The sequence below is a fragment of the Arthrobacter sp. FB24 genome (assembly GCF_000196235.1).
Taxonomy (GTDB): domain Bacteria; phylum Actinomycetota; class Actinomycetes; order Actinomycetales; family Micrococcaceae; genus Arthrobacter.
In genome coordinates, this window is record NC_008541.1 from 1,450,163 (window position 1) to 1,466,268 (window position 16,106).

Genomic DNA, 16,106 nt, shown 5'->3' on the forward strand with positions numbered 1-16,106 from the left:
TCCTGAAGTTAAGCATTGACCTTTAAGGAGGCACGGAAATGGGGGATCTAGCAGTAGATTTCTGTGGCGAATGGTATGAGCCGTCGGACGAGGACGTCTTCAACATCGGACGCGAGGGCGACCTCGAAGTGGACGACAACCCGTACCTGCACCGGCGGTTCCTCCAGATCGCCCGGTACGACGGCATCTGGTGGCTCAGCAACGTGGGGAGCATGCTCTCAGCCACGGTGGCGGACGGCACCGGCGGGATGCAAGCCTGGCTTTCACCCGGGGCCCGGATTCCGATCGTCTTCAGCCACACCAACGTGATCTTCACCGCCGGCCCCACCACGTACGAGTTCGCCGTGCACCTGAAAACCCCCTCCTTCCGCCAGGAGGCCCCCGATGACGAAAGCGGCGGGGACACCACCATCGGGCCCGTGGTATTCACTGATTCGCAGAAGGCCCTCATCGTTGCCCTCGCCGAGCCCATGCTGCGGCGCGACGGCACCGGGTTCAGCGCCATCCCGTCGTCGGCGGATGCCGCCAGGACGCTCGGCTGGGCGCTGACCCGGTTCAACAGGAAGCTGGACAATGTGTGCGACAAACTTGACCGGGTCGGCGTTGCGGGGCTGCGCGGCGGCGGTGGAAAGCTGGCCACCAACCGCCGTGCCCGGCTTGTCGAGCACGCCGTGACGTCACACCTGGTCACCGCTGCGGACCTGCACCTGATCGACAAGATGAAGGGGGCAGACGAAGGATGAAAATCCGACTGACACTGCGCCGGGAACCCGCCGACGCCAAAGACCTCGCCGTAACCGTTGACGGCCTCGCAACGGTGGCGGACATCGCCACCCAACTGTGGGCTGCCGATCCCGAACGGCGGGGCACCCAGCCGCCGGAGAACCTGTCGCTCTGCATCGACGAGGCATTCGTCGCCGGCGGAATGCGCGGCAACATCCTCAACCGCACGGACAACTTGTTGGAATCCGGCCTCAGGCCCGGGTCCATTGTTTCGCTGAGACAGGTCAGCGAGCAGTTCGCGGCACCGGGTGCGAACCGCGGACCCGCAGCGGCGACCCTCCGCGTCCTGTCCGGGCCCGACGTCGGGCAGGAATTTTCGCTGCCCTCCGGCACCAGCTACATCGGCCGGGACCGGGACGTTGACATCCGGCTGTCGGACCCCATGACCTCCAAGCGGCACGCCCGCATCACCGTGGGGGAAACCGTTGAAATCGTGGACACGAATTCCGCCAACGGACTCATCATGGACGGGTTGCCGGTCACCCGGGCAACACTGAACTCCTCGGACACCGTGACCCTCGGCGATACCACCATTTCCGTCGTCGGGCTGGGCCACCACGGGGGTGCACCGACGTCGCCGCTGGTGGATTTCAACCGCTCGCCGCGCGTGGTGCCGCGTTTCGCCCCGCCCAAGCGCGTACTCCCGGCCGGACCCAAACGCCAGGAGCACCACCCCTTCCCCTACATCATGCTGATCGCGCCGCTCATGATGGGCGCCATTTTGTTTGCCGTCACGGGCAACGTCCTCTCGGTCCTTTTCATGATGATGATGCCGCTGTTCATCATCGGCCACTACGTGGACCAGAAGATGCAAAGCAAGCGGGAACGCAAAGAGCAACTCAAGCAGTTCCGCGAGGCGATGGCGGCGTTCCGCAAGGACATCACCGAGCTGCAACACATCGAGCGGTCCGTGCGCCTCCAGGAAGCTCCGTCAGTCAGCGACACCGTTGATTCCATCTACAAGCTGGGACCGTTGCTCTGGACCCACCGGCCCGAGCACAGCGGGTTCCTCGGCCTGCGCTTCGGGCTGGGCACGGCGCCGTCGCGCATTTCCTTCGACGAGCCGTCCAACAATGAGACCGAAGCTGAATATATGCAGGAAATCCAGGCCTGCCTCAAGCAGTTCCAGGACATCGAAGGCGTACCGATCGTGTCCCAGCTCCGCTCCGCAGGCGCATTCGGGCTCGCAGGCGCCCGCGGCCTCGTAGACGACGTAGCCCGCGGCATGGTCCTGCAGACCGTGGGCCTGCATTCCCCGGCCGAAGTGGTGGTTACGGCAATCACATCGGCCAAATCGAGGGAGCGCTGGAACTGGCTCCAGTGGCTGCCGCACGTCGGCTCGGGACACAGTCCGCTCAGCGGCGACCACCTGGCTGCAGGACCCGCCGGCGGATCCTCCCTCCTGGCCCGGCTGGAGGACCTCATCGACCAGCGCGAGGCGGGCGCCCAGTCACCGCGTCCCGCGCCGCGGCCCGGCCTCGACGGAGAGAAAGGCGACATCCCCGGCCCGGTGCTGCCCTCCGTGCTGTTGATCGTGGAAGACGACGCGCCGGTGGACCGCGGCCGCCTGACACGGCTCGTGGAACGCGGACCGGATTCGGGCGTCCACGTCATGTGGGTGGCCACCAGCGTCCAGTCACTCCCGGCCGCGTGCCGTGACTTCATGGTGGTGGACGGCGACCACGGAACCACCACCGGCCAGGTCCGGCTGGGCCGCCACACTTACCCCGTCAGCTGCGAAAGCCTCGACGCCGACCTGGCCACCCAGCTTGCCCGGATGCTGTCGCCGGTCATTGATGTGGGCAAACCCGTGGATGACGACTCCGACCTTCCCCGGGCGGTGTCCTACGTGAGCCTCATCGGCAAGGACTTCATGGACAACCCCCAGGCGGTGGCGGACCGGTGGAAAGAGAACAACTCCGTCCACGCGACCGCCGTCGCAAACCGCAAGGACAACGGCACGCTCCGGGCCCTGGTGGGGTCCAAGGGCATCGAACCGCTGTACCTGGACCTGAAGAACGAGGGCCCGCACGCCCTGGTGGGCGGCACCACCGGCGCCGGGAAGTCGGAATTCCTGCAGTCCTGGGTCATGGGCATGGCTGCGGCCTACAGCCCGGACCGGGTGAGCTTCCTGTTCGTCGACTACAAGGGCGGAGCCGCCTTCGCCGACTGCCTGCACCTGCCCCATACCGTGGGCCTGGTGACCGACCTTTCGCAGCACCTGGTCCGCCGCGCGTTGACGTCCCTGCGGGCTGAACTGCATTACCGGGAGCATCTGCTCAACCGGAAGAAAGCCAAGGACCTCCTGGGCCTGCAGCGCGAAGCGGACCCCGAAGCTCCGCCCTACCTCATCATCATCGTGGACGAGTTCGCAGCCCTGGCCACGGAAGTCCCCGAGTTCGTCGACGGAGTCGTGGACGTGGCGGCCCGCGGCCGGTCCCTCGGCCTGCACCTGATCCTTGCCACCCAGCGGCCCGCCGGAGTCATCAAGGAAAGCCTGCGCGCCAACACCAACCTCCGCGTTGCCCTCCGGATGGCGGACGAGGACGATGCCACGGACATCCTCGGTGTGCCCACAGCGGCGTACTTCGACCCCTCCATCCCGGGCCGCGGCGCGGCGAAAACCGGCCCCGGCCGGATCCAGGGCTTCCAGACCGGCTACGCAGGCGGCTGGACCACGGACAAACCGCAGGCACCCCAGATCGACATCGTGGAAATGGCCTTTGGCTCGGGACCCGGCTGGGCCGCGCCGGCGCCTGAAAAGCCAGTGCGGGAGGAGCCGGCCGGGCCGAACGACATTGCCCGGATGACGGCCAACATCATCAAAGCCGCGGAAGTGCTGTCCATCGCGCCGCCCCGCAAACCGTGGCTCAACGAGCTGGCCAAAACCTACGATTTCTCCAAGCTTCCCAACCCCAGGACCGATGAACGCCTCCTCCTGGGCGTGGCCGACGACCCGGCACACCAGGACCAGCCCACCGTCTTCTATGAGCCGGACAGGGACGGCAACATGGCCATCTACGGGACGGGCGGTTCCGGTAAGTCAGCCGCGCTGCGCGGCATCGCCATCGCCGCGGCAGTGACTCCGCGCGGTGGCCCCGTGCATGTCTACGGCATCGACTGCGGTTCGTCGGGACTTAAGATGCTCGATGGGCTCCCGCACGTCGGCGAGATCATCAACGGCGACGACGTCGAACGTGTCGGCCGGTTGCTGCGTTGGCTGCGCGATGTTGCCGACGACCGCGCTGCCCGCTACGCCGAAGTCCGCGCCTCCACCATCGTGGAATACCGGAAACTGGCCAATGACCCGGATGAGAAGCGGATCTTCATCCTGGTGGACGGCATGTCCAACTTCCGGGAGGCGTACGAATACAGCCGCCTGTCAGCGCTCTGGGACATTTTCCTTCAGCTGGCGACGGACGGCCGGCCGCTGGGCATCCACCTGGTGGTCACCGGGGACCGGCCCAACGCAGTCCCGGCGTCGCTGCTGGCTTCGATTCAGCGCCGCCTGGTCCTGCGGCTCTCATCCGAGGACGACTACATTTCGCTGGACGTGCCCAAGGATGTCCTGAGCCAAGCCTCGCCCCCGGGCCGCGGCCTGCTGGGAGGGCACGAGGTCCAGCTTGCCGTGCTTGGTGGCGACTCGAACCTTGCGCTGCAGGCCCGCGAAGTGCACAAGCTCAGCGAGGCCATGCTGCGCCAGGGCGTGGAAAAGGCACCGCAGATCGAACGCCTGCCCGAGCAGGTGGACCTCGACATCCTCCCTGCGGGAACCCGGGACCTGCCGGTCATCGGCGTCGACGACGAGACGCTCCAGCCGGCCGAAATCATGGCCAAGGGACCGCTGCTCGTTGCTGGTCCGCCGGGTGCCGGCCGTACGGTGGCGCTGGTCACCATGGCCTACGCCCTGCGCCGGTCCAACCCCGGCACCGAACTGATCTACATCGGCTCGCGCCGGTCCGCCGTCGCGTCGCTGAAGGTCTGGAACCGTGCCCTCGTGGGCGCCGACGACGTCGAAGAGGCAATTGACGGGCTGGTTGACTACTCTTCGGAGAACCCCGGCAGGCTGGCCATCTTCATCGAGGGCCTGACCGAGTTCACGGACACCGGCGCCGAGTCCGGCATCGAGCAGCTGGTCACGACGTCCATCAAAGCCGACCAGTGGGTGGTGGGGGAGTCTGAGACGTCCACCTGGTCCTCCGCATGGTCACTGTCGCAGCCGTTCAAGTCCGGACGGCGCGGACTCCTGATCAACCCCGGCGACATCGAAGGCGACAGCCTGCTGAGCACCTCGCTCGGCAAGATCAGTTCCGATTTCATTCCGGGCCGCGGCTACATCGTGGGCCGGGGCAAGGTCCGCAAGCTGCAGATTGCCCTGCCGCCGGAGAACCGCAGCCAGGCCGATCCGGACCTCAACCGGGTGGGAGCCGCACGGTGAGAGTGCCGATGGGCAGGGCTGCATGGGGAGCGGTGCCCATCGACAGTGACCGGGCCGCGGGATAGTTTCTAGGTAATGGATCTTCCGGATGAGCCGGGGGCCGCTGGGGATGCCGATCGGATCGGGTCCGTTGACTGAAGGAGAAAACTAATGGCTATTTGGGGTGCAGACATTGCTCAGCTCAAGGCGCTCGGTACCAAGCTTCAGGCTGGTTCGTCCGAGATCGAGAAGGCTAAGTCGCAGCTGACGAAGGCTCTTGACAGCACCGACTGGAAGGGCCCGGACGCGGAGAAGTTCCGCAGCGAATGGTCCGGCCGGCACGTAACGGACCTGGCCCGCGTGGCCCGGGCGCTGGAAGAAGCCGGCAAGCAGGCCAGCAAGAACGCCGCCCAGCAGGAAGAGGCTTCCCGCTAGGGAACGCCCGCCGCTGGCAACGCTGAAACGGATGCCCCGGACGCAACAAAGCGTCCGGGGCATCCGTGCGCCTGGAGCCAGACAATGTCGGAGATCTAGGGCAGGATAGGTCTGTGAGCACAGGGAACACGGCAGCAGATACCGATACGCAAAGCATGACCGGGGCAGGCACGCGCGAGGCGGACACCGCCAGTGAACGGGTGCCCTCCGGTGCGGTCCGAGAGGAATACGAAAACCTGGTGGAAGAGGTACGCAAGCACCGCTTCGCGTACTACCAGGAGGACGCGCCCATCATTTCGGACGCTGAGTTCGACGAACTCTTCCGGCGCCTCGAAACAATCGAGGCAATGCACCCGGAACTCGTGGCCAACGACTCGCCCACCCAGGAAGTGGGCGGCGAAGTGTCCGCCGCCTTTGCCGCCGTCGAACATCTCCAGCGGATGTACAGCCTGGAAGACGTCTTTTCCCTTGAGGAACTGGAATCGTGGATCGCCAAGGCGGAAGCATCCGTGGCCAAACTCGGCAATGGCACTGCCGGACCCGCATGGCTCACTGAACTCAAGATCGACGGCCTGGCGGTCAACCTGCTTTACCGCGACGGCAAGCTGGTCCGCGCCGCCACCCGGGGGGACGGCTACACCGGCGAGGACATCACCCACAACGTCCTGACCATCAAGGAAATCCCGCAGCAGCTGACCGGCGGGAACTATCCGGCCGAGATGGAGGTCCGCGGCGAGGTGTTCATTCCGTCCAAGGCCTTCGCCGAGTACAACGAGGCCCTCATCGAGGCCGGCAAGGCGCCGCTGGCTAACCCGCGCAACGCGGCCGCGGGCTCGCTCCGGCAAAAGGATCCGGCGGAAACTGCCAAGCGCCCGCTGCGCATGTACGTTCACGGCATCGGTGCCCGCGAAGGGCTGCGGACCGTCAGCCAGTCGGACACCTACCGCCAGCTTGCCGAGTGGGGCCTGCCCACCAGCCCGTACTTCGAGGTCCTCGGCAGCCTCAAGGACATTCTCGACTTCATCAAACGCTACGGCGACAAACGGCATAGCCTTACCCATGAGATCGACGGCATCGTGGTCAAAGTGGATGACTTCGCAACGCAGCGCGCACTCGGGTACACCTCGCGGGTGCCCCGCTGGGCCGTCGCCTACAAGTACCCGCCGGAGGAAGTCCACACCAAGCTGCTGGACATCGCGGTCAATGTCGGACGCACCGGACGCGTCACCCCCTTCGGCATCATGGAACCAGTGAAGGTTGCCGGGTCCACAGTAGGAATGGCCACGCTGCACAACCAGGACGTGGTCAAAGCCAAGGGCGTAAAGATCGGCGACATCGTGGTGCTGCGCAAGGCCGGCGATGTCATCCCGGAAATCGTGGGACCGGTCCTCGCCCTGCGCGACCAGCAGGATCCGCCCGTGCGGGACTTCGTGATGCCCACCGAATGCCCTGCGTGCGGAACGCCGCTCGCCCCCGGGAAGGAAGGGGACGTGGACATCCGCTGCCCCAATTCCCGCTCCTGCCCGGCTCAGCTGCGCGAACGCGTCTTCCACGTCGCCAGCCGCGGCGCCTTCGACATCGAGGCCCTCGGCTGGGAAGCGGCGATCGCCCTGACCCAGCCGGCGGAACCCGTGACGCCTCCGCTGACCAGCGAGGCCAACCTCTTCCGACTCACCCGCGAAGACCTTGCCGATGTCCGGATCCGCCGGGAGAAGCGGTCCAAAGGCGTGGCCACGGGCGAATTCGAACTCGTGCCGTATTTCTATACAAAAGGCACAGCCAAGTCCCCGTCCAAACCGACGGCCACCACGGAAAAACTGTTCACCGAGCTGGAAAAAGCCAAGTCCCAGCCGCTATGGCGCGTTCTGGTCGCGCTGTCCATCCGGCATGTGGGCCCCCGGGCCTCGCGGGCGCTTGCCACGGCCTTCGGCTCGATGGACGCCATCCGGGAGGCTTCAGAGGAGGAGCTCGCCCACGTCGACGGCGTGGGACCGGTGATCGCGGCTGCGCTGAAGGAATGGTTCGCCGAGGACTGGCACCGCGAAATCGTGGACACCTGGGCCGAGGACGGCGTGCGGATGGAGGACGAGCAGGACGAATCCACCCCGCGCACCCTGGAAGGTCTGACCGTCGTGGTCACCGGAAGCCTTGAGGGCTTCAGCAGGGATGAAGCCAAGGAAGCCATCCTCATCCGGGGCGGCAAGGCGTCAGGATCCGTGTCCAAGAACACCAGCTACGTCGTCGCCGGCGAGAACGCCGGAACAAAACTGGACAAGGCCGAACAACTCGGCGTGCCGGTGCTGGACGAGGACGGCTTCCGCGCGCTGCTGGCCAACGGCCCGGCCGCCTCGGCTGACTCCGCGGACGCTTCCGCGGACGACGACGACGCCGGCGTCGGAGACCGCCCCGAAGACCACCAGGAAGAGCCGGCAGAATGAGCATCACGCCGGCGGATCTCCTGGAAGTGGCTAAAGCGGCAGCCGCCGCCGGGGCCGCGGTGCTCGCCACCCGCAACGGCGACGCCCTGGACGTCAGCAACAAAGGAGCCTCGGGGGACTGGGTCACTGCCTTCGACGTCGCGGCGGAGAATGCCGTGCGTGAGGTGATCGGCCGCGTCCGGCCGCAGGACACTGTTACCGGGGAGGAACACGGTACCCTCAGCCGGGACAACCCCAGCGGCTACCGCTGGTCAATCGACCCGCTGGACGGCACCACCAACTTCATCCGGAACATCGTCTATTACGGCACGTCGGTGGCGGTGGCCGATCCCGACGGCGTCTGGCTGGCCGGCGTCGTTAATGCCCCGGCCCTTGGCCGTATCTACTATGCGTCGCGCGGGGGAGGTGCCTGGCTCGAGGAGCGGGGGCAGCGCACCCAGCTGACCGGTCCCGTCCCGGGCCGCGCCGGGCAGATCCTGGCCACCGGCTTCAGCTACGATCCCGGCGTCCGGGCCGAGCAGGCCGAAGCCCTCGGCGGTTTCATGGAGGGCTTCGCCGATGTCCGACGGCTGGGCTCCGCCGCCCTGGACCTCTGCCTCGTGGCGGACGGAACCCATGACGCCTTCGGGGAACGCGGACTCAACGAGCACGATTTCTCGGCCGGTGCCCTCATTGCCGAGGAAGCCGGCTGCTGGGTCCGGCGCCCCCGCCTCACCAGCCCCCTCGACGGCGGACCCTCGGACGAGGAACGCCTCGCAGCCTGGACGTGCGCCGGGACCCTCGAGCTGTCCGGGAAGTTTCCGCTCTAGGACCCCGCCCAGGCTAGGACCCCGCAAAGGCGTGGGCCCGGCCCAAAGGTGGGCCCCGCTTAGGCGTGCGCGCCAGCCAGTCCGGCAGCACCGGAGTACCGGTTGAGCGGGCGCTCCAGTCCGTAGTGCCCCCGCAGCGTGTCGGCTGTGTATTCCGTCCGGAACAGGCCCCGCCGGCGCAGGACCGGCACCACGTGGTCCACAAAGGCCTCAAGCCCTGAGGGGAGCACCGCGGGCATGATGTTGAAGCCGTCGGCCGCGCCGTTTTCAAACCAGAGCCGGATGGCATCGGCCACCTGCTCCGGAGTACCCGAGAACGTGCGATGTCCGCGGCCGCCGCCCAGGCGGCCGATCAGCTGCCGCACTGTGAGCCGTTCGCGACGGCCGAGCTCCACGATCAGGGTGTAGCGGCTCTTGGCACCCTGGATGGAATCCTCATCGGGAAGGTCTGCCGGCAGTTGCCGGTCCAGCGGGAGGTCGTCCGGGCTGACACCGAGGGTTTTGGCAAGTTCTATCCGCGCATATTCCGGACGGATCAGCTCGTCGAGTTCACGCTCCAGCTTCTTCGCCTCGGCTTCTGTCCCTGCCAGCACGGGCACGATTCCGGGCAGGATCTTGATGCCTTCAGGGTCTCGTCCGGCGGCTGCGGTGCGGGCCTTGAGGTCGCTGTAGAAGCTCTGCGCGTCCTCGAGCGTCTGCTGCGCCGTGAACACGGCTTCGGCGTAGCGCGCGGCGAGGCCCTTGCCGTCTTCGGAGGAGCCCGCCTGGACAATCAGCGGGTATCCCTGCGGGGACCGCGGAACGTTGAGCGGCCCGCGAACCCGGAAATGCTTTCCGACGTGGTCGATCGGCCTGACCTTGTCCGGGTCGGCCCAGACGCCCGCCTCCTTGTCCGCCACCACGGCGTCATCGTCCCAGCTGTCCCAGAGTTTGCCGGCGACGTCCAGGAACTCTGCCGCCCGCTCATAGCGCGTTGCGTGCGCGGGCTGGTCGTCGACGCCAAAGTTCCGGGCGGCGTCGGGCCCGGCGGTAGTGACGACGTTCCAGCCGGCACGGCCCGCGCTGACGAAGTCGACGGATGCAAAGCGCCTCGCGAGGTTGAACGGGTCGTTGTACGTGGTGGAGGCCGTGGCAATGAGGCCGATCTTCTCGGTGGCTGCGGCGATGGCGGTCAGCAGCACTGTCGGTTCGAGCTTTCCGGCCGGCCGGCGGCCCACGTTTCCGAAGATCGCGGGCGAGTCGGCAAAGAAGATGGAATCGAACGTGCCCCGCTCGGCGATCCGGGCGAGATTGCGGTAGTGGGTGATGTCCGTGCTCGCCCGGGGGTTGCTTTCGGGCAGCCGCCAGGACGCTTCGTGGTGGCCGGTACTCATGAGGAAGGCGTTGAGATGCAGGGTGCGCTGGTGGGATGCCATGGGAGTGTTCCTGTCTGTCGGGCGGCGTCGGTGGTGCCAATCAACCACAGCCGAAGGCGGGGCGGCCAGCACGGCCGACCACTGGGGCAATGCCCGGAAACACGGGGCAATACCCGGAAATACTGGGCAATGCCGTGCAACGTGGGGCAACGCCCGGACACGCGGACGGCACCAACGGGAGGCAAGCCGCGGAACATGGGCCAGCTCCGGACTTAGTGATAGTTCAATCACGGAAACAGCCCTTTTACGGGACCGGGCCTGCGCCCGCGACTACCATGGATAAGTGCATTCGCAGATCCTCATTCGCCCCGCCGTTCCGGCAGATTTCGACGCCGTAGCCCGCATCACGCGGGACGCCTACCTCGCCGCCGGCTACTTCGCGAATGCCGACCACCCCTACATGCTGCAGATCCAGGACGTGGCCAAACGGGCCGGCCAGGCCACCATCTGGGTGGCCGAGCGGGCGGGACGCATCGTCGGTTCGGTAACGCTCGCCGTCGCCGGTGAGCCTTTCGCGGACATCGCACTGCCGGATGAACTCGAATTCCGCATGCTGGTGGTGGACCCGGCGGTCCAGCGCAGCGGCGCAGGCAAGGCCATGGTCGAGGCGATCATCGACCATGCGAAGTCGCTGGACGGCATTAGGGCCGTGGCACTGACCACCGGCCGCACGTGGGAGAGCGCGCACGGGCTGTACCGGAAAACAGGCTTCCATCGCGTCCCCGAACGCGACTGGTTCGTGACGGACACCGACATAAAGCTGCTGGTTTACCGGCTCGACGTGTAGCCGCCCTAAAGTGGTGCCGACTCAAGGCACCATCGAAAGGCACACCCATGCGCAAGACATTCGGTTCCGGCTCCTCGTGGGAGCAGACCCTCGGCTATTCCCGTGCGGTACAGGTGGACAACACCCTGTACATCTCCGCCACCGCGGCGAGCGGTGACAACGGAATCGTGGGCGAGGGCTTCTACACGCAGACCAGGTTCATCCTGGAAAAGCTGGGCGCCGTCCTGGCCGAGGCCGGTTTTGACTACAGCGACGTGGTGCAGTCCAAGCTGTACCTCACGGACATCAGCAAATGGGAAGACGCCGGCCGCGCCCACGGTGAAGTCTTTGGCGAGATCCGCCCCACCTTGTCGCTGGTCCATGTGCTGCCGTTCCTGGATCCCAAGATGCTGGTGGAGATCGAACTCGTGGCCCAGAAGAGCGCAAGCTAGCCCCCCACGGCGGTTACCGCGCCGCGTCGCGGAATTAATTAGCCGGGAGGCCGTAGCGGTGTTCCGGGCGGCCCGTGGTGCCGTACCGGAGCTGGATGTCGACGGCGCCGTCGTCCGCCAGCGAGGACAGGTACCGCTGGGCGGTGGCCCGGGACACCCCTACCCGCCCGGCGACTTCGGCCGCCGAATACTGTTCCCCTGGCACCAGCGATTCGAGCACCGCGGCTTCGGTGGCGGAGCGGGGCTTGGCCGAGGGGGTGACGTCGCCCGGAATCAGCGAACGCTTGGCCCGCTCCACCGTTTCCTGGTCCAGCGCACCCGGCTGCGCCAGGATCCGCCGGTACCGGGCATAGGAGCGGAGCTGCTGCGACAGGGACTCCGCTGTGAACGGTTTCAGCAGGTAGCCCAGGGCGCCGCGGCGGAACGCCACCCGCAGCGACGCCGCATCCGAGGCGGCGCTCAGGATCATGGTGTCCACGTCCAGCTGGCCGAGCAGGTCAAGCCCGGACGCATCAGGCAGGTAAACATCCAGCAATACAAGGTCCGGGCGCAGGCTGTGGATGGCCTGCAGCGCCAGCGACGCCGAACCCGCGGGCGGCAGCGCCATGAAACCCGCCACCGAATCAACATAGGCCGCGTGCAGCTTGGCGACGTGGAAATCGTCATCCACAATCAGGACCCTTAAATCCTCAGCCATCGGTGTCCTTCCCGGCATTGTAGTCCTCTCCGACATAACTGTTCTCCCTGGGGGGCTTGTCCCGCCCGGGGGAATCGGCGGTGGTCCGCGGCAGGGTCGCCATAAAGACGGCACCCGGTCCGCCCGGGGAACCGGGATCCAGGACCCGGACGTCTCCTCCGCGGCGCCGCGCAAGCTGCCGGGCCAGGGCCAGCCCCAATCCCTGCCCGCCGCCGGCACGCGCCGGCCGTGCCGACGTCGTAAACCCCTCGGCGAACACGGCCTCCGCTTCGGGCCCCTCCGCCCCGGCTGCCTCGGATCCGACGGCCAGGCCGTCGCCGGAGTCACCGACGACGATATGCAGCGTGCCGCCGTCGGCTCCCGGTTCGTCCAGCAGTTCCACCTCCACCCAGCGGTCCGCGGCGGAACCGGCGACAGCGGCGTTCACGGCGTTGTCGATCAGGTTCCCGAGCACCGTGGTGACGTCCTGCGGCTCGGTGACCTGACCGCGCACCAGCGTTTCGGGGCCGATGCGCAACGTTACGCCGCGTTCGTCCGCTTCCACGCCCTTGGCGCCCACGAACGCCTGCAGGTAGGGATCCTGGAGGAGCTCGGCCTGGTCCACGGGGAACTTCAGCGGTCCCGTGGCAGCCAGCCGCGCCAGGTAATCGCGCGCCTGCTGGTGCTGCCCGATGCTCATGAAGCCGGCAATGGTGTGCAGCTGGTTGGCGAATTCGTGGCGCTGTGCCCGCAGCGCCGTGGACATCGTCCCCACGGCATCCAGCTGGCGGGTCAGGTGCTGGAGCTCGGTGCGGTCGCGGAGCATCACCACCCAGCCCAGGTCCTCCTGCCGGTGCAGCGCCTTCCGGGCACTGGCCACCAGCACGCGGCCGCCGGCGATGACTTCGACGGCGTCGGCCTCTGCGGCGTCCGGCAGGGTCAGGGCCTTCAACTGCTCCGGGACAGGGGCCCGCTTCCACGGCGTGCCGGTGAGGTCGGGCCGGCCGAGGAGCCGCTGGGCGGCAGCGTTGAAGACGCTGATCCTGCCGTCGGCTGAAACGCCGATCACGCCGTCGTCCACGCCCTGGAGTACCGCCACCTGGTCATGTACCAGCGTGCTGATCTCCTCCGGCTCCAGACCGAGCGTCAGCCGCTGCAGGCGGCGGCGCAGAAGGAACGAGGCCAGGATGCCGGCGAGCAGCGACCCTGCCGCGGTCAGCGCAATAGGGGTGATATCGCGGGTGAGGCTCTGCACGATGTTCTCGGTGGAATACCCCACGCTGACCTCGCCCACCACTGTGTCCGAATCCGGCGCGAAGACGGGCACCTTGGCACCCGCCGAGGGCCCCAGGGTACCGGTGTTCCGGGTGGTCACCTCCTTGCCCGACAGGGCCTCGGAGGGATCAGTGCTGACTTTTTCGCCCAGCCGGTCGGCGTCAGGGTGGGCCAGCCGAAGGCCGGTTTCATCGGTGATCACCACGAACAGCGCGCCCGTGCGGGTCCGGGCACCTTCAGCCACCGCCATTAGCGGGCCGGCCAGCAGCACCGATGCCGGGGGGGTGCCCGCCTCGCGGCTGATGGCCTGGACCTCCTGGCGGACAGCCGGATCCGAGGCAACGGTGCGTGCCAGGGTGAGCGCCTGGTTCTCCGCTTCCCGGCCCAGGCGCTCGTACGTCAGCCAGGCGTGCACGGCGCCGCTGAGCAGCACCACGAGCAGAACCACTCCGAGCTGCAGCAGCAGGGTCTGGGTGGAAAACCGCAGCGGCTGCCTCGGTGCCGGACGCTTCATTGCCCTCCTGACGGGGTTCGTGACGGGGTTTTCGGCGTGCTGAGCTAAATGAGCAAAATGCTCCCAATAAGCAGTATGCCAATCAATTGAGCCAAAGGCACTGCCGTGACGCGGGCCACTCTAACGTCTGTAGTGCGCATCACACCGGAGTGGTGCCACTGACTGACAAAGGAGCCGGCCGTGCTGGTATTACTTGGATTCGCCATGATCGCGGTATTCATGGTGCTGATCATGACGAAGAAGTTGACGCCGGTGCTGGCGCTGATCATCGTCCCCACCGTTTTCGGGCTGTTCGCCGGGGCCGGACTGGGCATCGGGGACATGGTGCTGGACTCGATGAAGTCCATGACGTCCACCGCAGCCCTGCTGATGTTCGCCATCATCTACTTCGGCCTGATGATCGACGTCGGGCTGTTCGACCCGCTGGTGCGGTTCATCCTCCGCAAGCTGGGCAACGACCCCGCCAAGGTGGTGCTGGGCACCGCCATCCTGGCCGCCGCAGTGTCCCTGGACGGTGACGGCTCCACCACCTTCATCCTCACCACGGCCGCCATGCTTCCCGTCTACCTGCGCCTGAAGATGAGCCCTGTGGTCCTGACCTGCGTCGCAGGCCTCGCCAACGGAACCATGAACATCCTGCCGTGGGGCGGCCCCACTGCCCGCGCCGCCACCGCGCTGAAGATCGACGTCAACGACGTCTTCGTCCCCATGATTCCTTCCCTGATCGCAGGCCTGGTTGTGGTCTTCGCCTTCGCCTGGCTGCTGGGCCTGCAGGAACGTAACCGCCTCCGCGCCACGTCGCCGGAAATCTGGGGCGTCCCTGATTCCGCGGAACCGTTCGACGGCGGCACCTCCGACGGTGGCCGCACTGCCGGAGGTTCCGGTGCCGGTACCGGACGCAAGGGTTCCGTTCCTGCCGGTACAGCCCCTGCGGGCCTCTCACCGGCAGGCTCCTCCGTTGCCGTGCTCGAGCGCACCGAATCCCTCGTGGACGACCACGACTCCGCCATGGCGGACACCGCCCTGGACCCGAACCGCAAGACCCTGCGCCCGAAGCTGTTCTGGTTCAACCTGGGCCTGACCGTCGCCGTCATGGTCATGCTCGTGGCCGACCTGGTGCCCCTGCCGTTCGTCTTTATGGTGGGCTCCGCCATCGCCCTGCTGGTCAACTTCCCCAAGGTCAAGGACCAGGGTGCCCAGCTCATCGCCCACGCCCCCTCCATCGTGGCCGTGGTCAGCATGGTCATGGCCGCAGCCGTCCTCACCGGCGTCCTGAAAGGCACAGGCATGGTCGAGGCCATGTCCGCGTGGCTCGTCCAGATCATCCCCACGAGCATGGGCCCGTTCATGGCCGTAATCACCGGCGTCCTCAGCATCCCCATGACGTTCTTCATGAGCAACGATGCCTTCTACTTCGGTGTCCTCCCCGTGCTGAGCGAGACCGCTGCCCACTACGGCGTCAGCGCCGCCGACATGGCGCGGGCCTCCATCACCGGCCAGCCGTTCCACCTGCAGAGCCCGCTGGTTCCGGCCATCCTGCTGCTGGTGTCACTCGCCAAGGTGGACCTCGGCGACCACCACAAGAAGGTGCTGTGGCGCACCGCCGTCATCTCGCTTGTCATGCTCGGTGTCGGAATGCTGACGGGAGCCATCGGCATCGGCTAGGGTAAAGCCTGCCTGCGGCTCCTGTCGCCTGCGGCTCACGCTGCCTGGAGCCGGCGCTGCGGGCCGGTGTTGCCCGTCTGACGCCCGCTGGGGGTCGTCAGGCGGGCACACTGTTGCAACGTAGACTATGGGGGAAACCAAAACTACATTGCAGGGGAGATCCATGGCTGCGATCAACCGCGACGACGTCGCGCATCTCGCGCGTCTCGCGCACATCGAGATGAGTGCTGAAGAGCTGGACCGGATGGCCGGCGAACTCGCCGTCATCGTCGAATCAGTGAAGTCCGTAAGTGAAGCCGCCGGTGATGATGTCCCGGCCACATCCCACCCGATTCCGCTGACGAATGTGTTCCGCGAGGACGTTGTGGGCCACACTTTCACAGCCGAGCAGTCCCTGAGCGGCGCCCCTGACGCATACGAGGGCCGCTTCAAGGTTCCGGCCATCCTGGATGAGGACTGAT

The 16,106-nt window shown here is 66.8% G+C and carries 12 protein-coding genes; 9 read left to right on the forward strand and 3 right to left on the reverse strand.

The features are described from left to right. The first annotated feature begins 38 nt into the window (after positions 1-38). From ARTH_RS06565 to ARTH_RS06585, 5 genes are all read left to right on the forward strand, one after another. The gene (locus tag ARTH_RS06565) at positions 39-743 is read left to right on the forward strand and encodes a hypothetical protein (protein ID WP_011691156.1); all 705 of its coding nucleotides are present in this window, start codon (positions 39-41) and stop codon (positions 741-743) included. Then, a complete protein-coding gene (locus tag ARTH_RS06570; protein ID WP_011691157.1) occupies positions 740-5,221 on the forward strand; it encodes an FtsK/SpoIIIE domain-containing protein in 4,482 nt (1,493 codons plus the stop codon). Before ARTH_RS06565 ends, ARTH_RS06570 begins: the two co-directional genes overlap by 4 nt. A 150-nt stretch (positions 5,222-5,371) precedes the next feature. Beyond that, entirely contained in the window at positions 5,372-5,635 is a 264-nt protein-coding gene (locus ARTH_RS06575) for a hypothetical protein (RefSeq protein WP_011691158.1), read from the forward strand. Between the two features lie 155 nt (positions 5,636-5,790). Beyond that, positions 5,791-8,073, forward strand: a complete 2,283-nt coding sequence (gene ligA, locus ARTH_RS06580) for an NAD-dependent DNA ligase LigA (protein WP_052309649.1) — start codon at positions 5,791-5,793, stop codon at positions 8,071-8,073. Next, entirely contained in the window at positions 8,070-8,882 is an 813-nt protein-coding gene (locus ARTH_RS06585; RefSeq protein ID WP_011691160.1) for an inositol monophosphatase family protein, read from the forward strand. The genes ligA and ARTH_RS06585 overlap by 4 nt, the downstream gene beginning before the upstream one ends. A 59-nt stretch (positions 8,883-8,941) precedes the next feature. On the opposite strand, the gene ARTH_RS06590 is transcribed toward ARTH_RS06585, so the two are convergent. Further along, positions 8,942-10,297 carry an LLM class flavin-dependent oxidoreductase gene (locus ARTH_RS06590; protein ID WP_011691161.1) on the reverse strand — a complete coding sequence of 452 codons (1,356 nt, stop codon included), beginning with the start codon at positions 10,295-10,297 and terminating at the stop codon, positions 8,942-8,944. A gap of 283 nt (positions 10,298-10,580) precedes the next feature. On the opposite strand from ARTH_RS06590, the gene ARTH_RS06595 reads away from it, so the two are divergent. Both ARTH_RS06595 and ARTH_RS06600 read left to right on the forward strand, forming a co-directional pair. Then, a complete protein-coding gene (locus ARTH_RS06595) occupies positions 10,581-11,084 on the forward strand; it encodes a GNAT family N-acetyltransferase (RefSeq protein WP_011691162.1) in 504 nt (167 codons plus the stop codon). 47 nt (positions 11,085-11,131) lie between these two features. Continuing rightward, positions 11,132-11,515: a RidA family protein gene (locus tag ARTH_RS06600; RefSeq protein ID WP_011691163.1), complete on the forward strand. Its 384-nt coding sequence runs from the start codon at positions 11,132-11,134 to the stop codon at positions 11,513-11,515. Positions 11,516-11,549: 34 nt separating this feature from the next. On the opposite strand, the gene ARTH_RS06605 is transcribed toward ARTH_RS06600, so the two are convergent. Both ARTH_RS06605 and ARTH_RS06610 read right to left on the reverse strand, forming a co-directional pair. Then, positions 11,550-12,212, reverse strand: coding sequence for a response regulator (locus ARTH_RS06605; protein ID WP_011691164.1), 663 nt, complete (start codon positions 12,210-12,212; stop codon positions 11,550-11,552). Then, positions 12,205-13,980: a sensor histidine kinase gene (locus ARTH_RS06610; protein ID WP_011691165.1), complete on the reverse strand. Its 1,776-nt coding sequence runs from the start codon at positions 13,978-13,980 to the stop codon at positions 12,205-12,207. Before ARTH_RS06610 ends, ARTH_RS06605 begins: the two co-directional genes overlap by 8 nt. A gap of 180 nt (positions 13,981-14,160) precedes the next feature. On the opposite strand from ARTH_RS06610, the gene ARTH_RS06615 reads away from it, so the two are divergent. Together ARTH_RS06615 and gatC are read left to right on the forward strand one after the other, a co-directional pair. Further along, positions 14,161-15,645 (forward strand): CitMHS family transporter, encoded by a 1,485-nt coding sequence (locus ARTH_RS06615; RefSeq protein WP_011691166.1) that lies wholly within the window; start codon positions 14,161-14,163, stop codon positions 15,643-15,645. Between the two features lie 163 nt (positions 15,646-15,808). Next, positions 15,809-16,105 carry an Asp-tRNA(Asn)/Glu-tRNA(Gln) amidotransferase subunit GatC gene (gene gatC / locus ARTH_RS06620; RefSeq protein ID WP_011691167.1) on the forward strand — a complete coding sequence of 99 codons (297 nt, stop codon included), beginning with the start codon at positions 15,809-15,811 and terminating at the stop codon, positions 16,103-16,105. Position 16,106: the final 1 nt, after the last annotated feature.

Excerpts from the sequence above, each read along its gene's own strand:
- ARTH_RS06570 (WP_011691157.1), top strand. The coding sequence starts at position 740 with ATGAAAATCCGACTGACACTGCGCCGGGAACCCGCCGACGCCAAAGAC.
- ARTH_RS06605 (WP_011691164.1), bottom strand. The coding sequence starts at position 12,212 with ATGGCTGAGGATTTAAGGGTCCTGATTGTGGATGACGATTTCCACGTC.
- ARTH_RS06590 (WP_011691161.1), bottom strand. The coding sequence starts at position 10,297 with ATGGCATCCCACCAGCGCACCCTGCATCTCAACGCCTTCCTCATGAGT.
- ARTH_RS06575 (WP_011691158.1), top strand. The coding sequence starts at position 5,372 with ATGGCTATTTGGGGTGCAGACATTGCTCAGCTCAAGGCGCTCGGTACC.
- ARTH_RS06600 (WP_011691163.1), top strand. The coding sequence starts at position 11,132 with ATGCGCAAGACATTCGGTTCCGGCTCCTCGTGGGAGCAGACCCTCGGC.
- ligA (WP_052309649.1), top strand. The coding sequence starts at position 5,791 with ATGACCGGGGCAGGCACGCGCGAGGCGGACACCGCCAGTGAACGGGTG.
- ARTH_RS06610 (WP_011691165.1), bottom strand. The coding sequence starts at position 13,980 with ATGAAGCGTCCGGCACCGAGGCAGCCGCTGCGGTTTTCCACCCAGACC.
- ARTH_RS06585 (WP_011691160.1), top strand. The coding sequence starts at position 8,070 with ATGAGCATCACGCCGGCGGATCTCCTGGAAGTGGCTAAAGCGGCAGCC.
- ARTH_RS06565 (WP_011691156.1), top strand. The coding sequence starts at position 39 with ATGGGGGATCTAGCAGTAGATTTCTGTGGCGAATGGTATGAGCCGTCG.
- gatC (WP_011691167.1), top strand. The coding sequence starts at position 15,809 with ATGGCTGCGATCAACCGCGACGACGTCGCGCATCTCGCGCGTCTCGCG.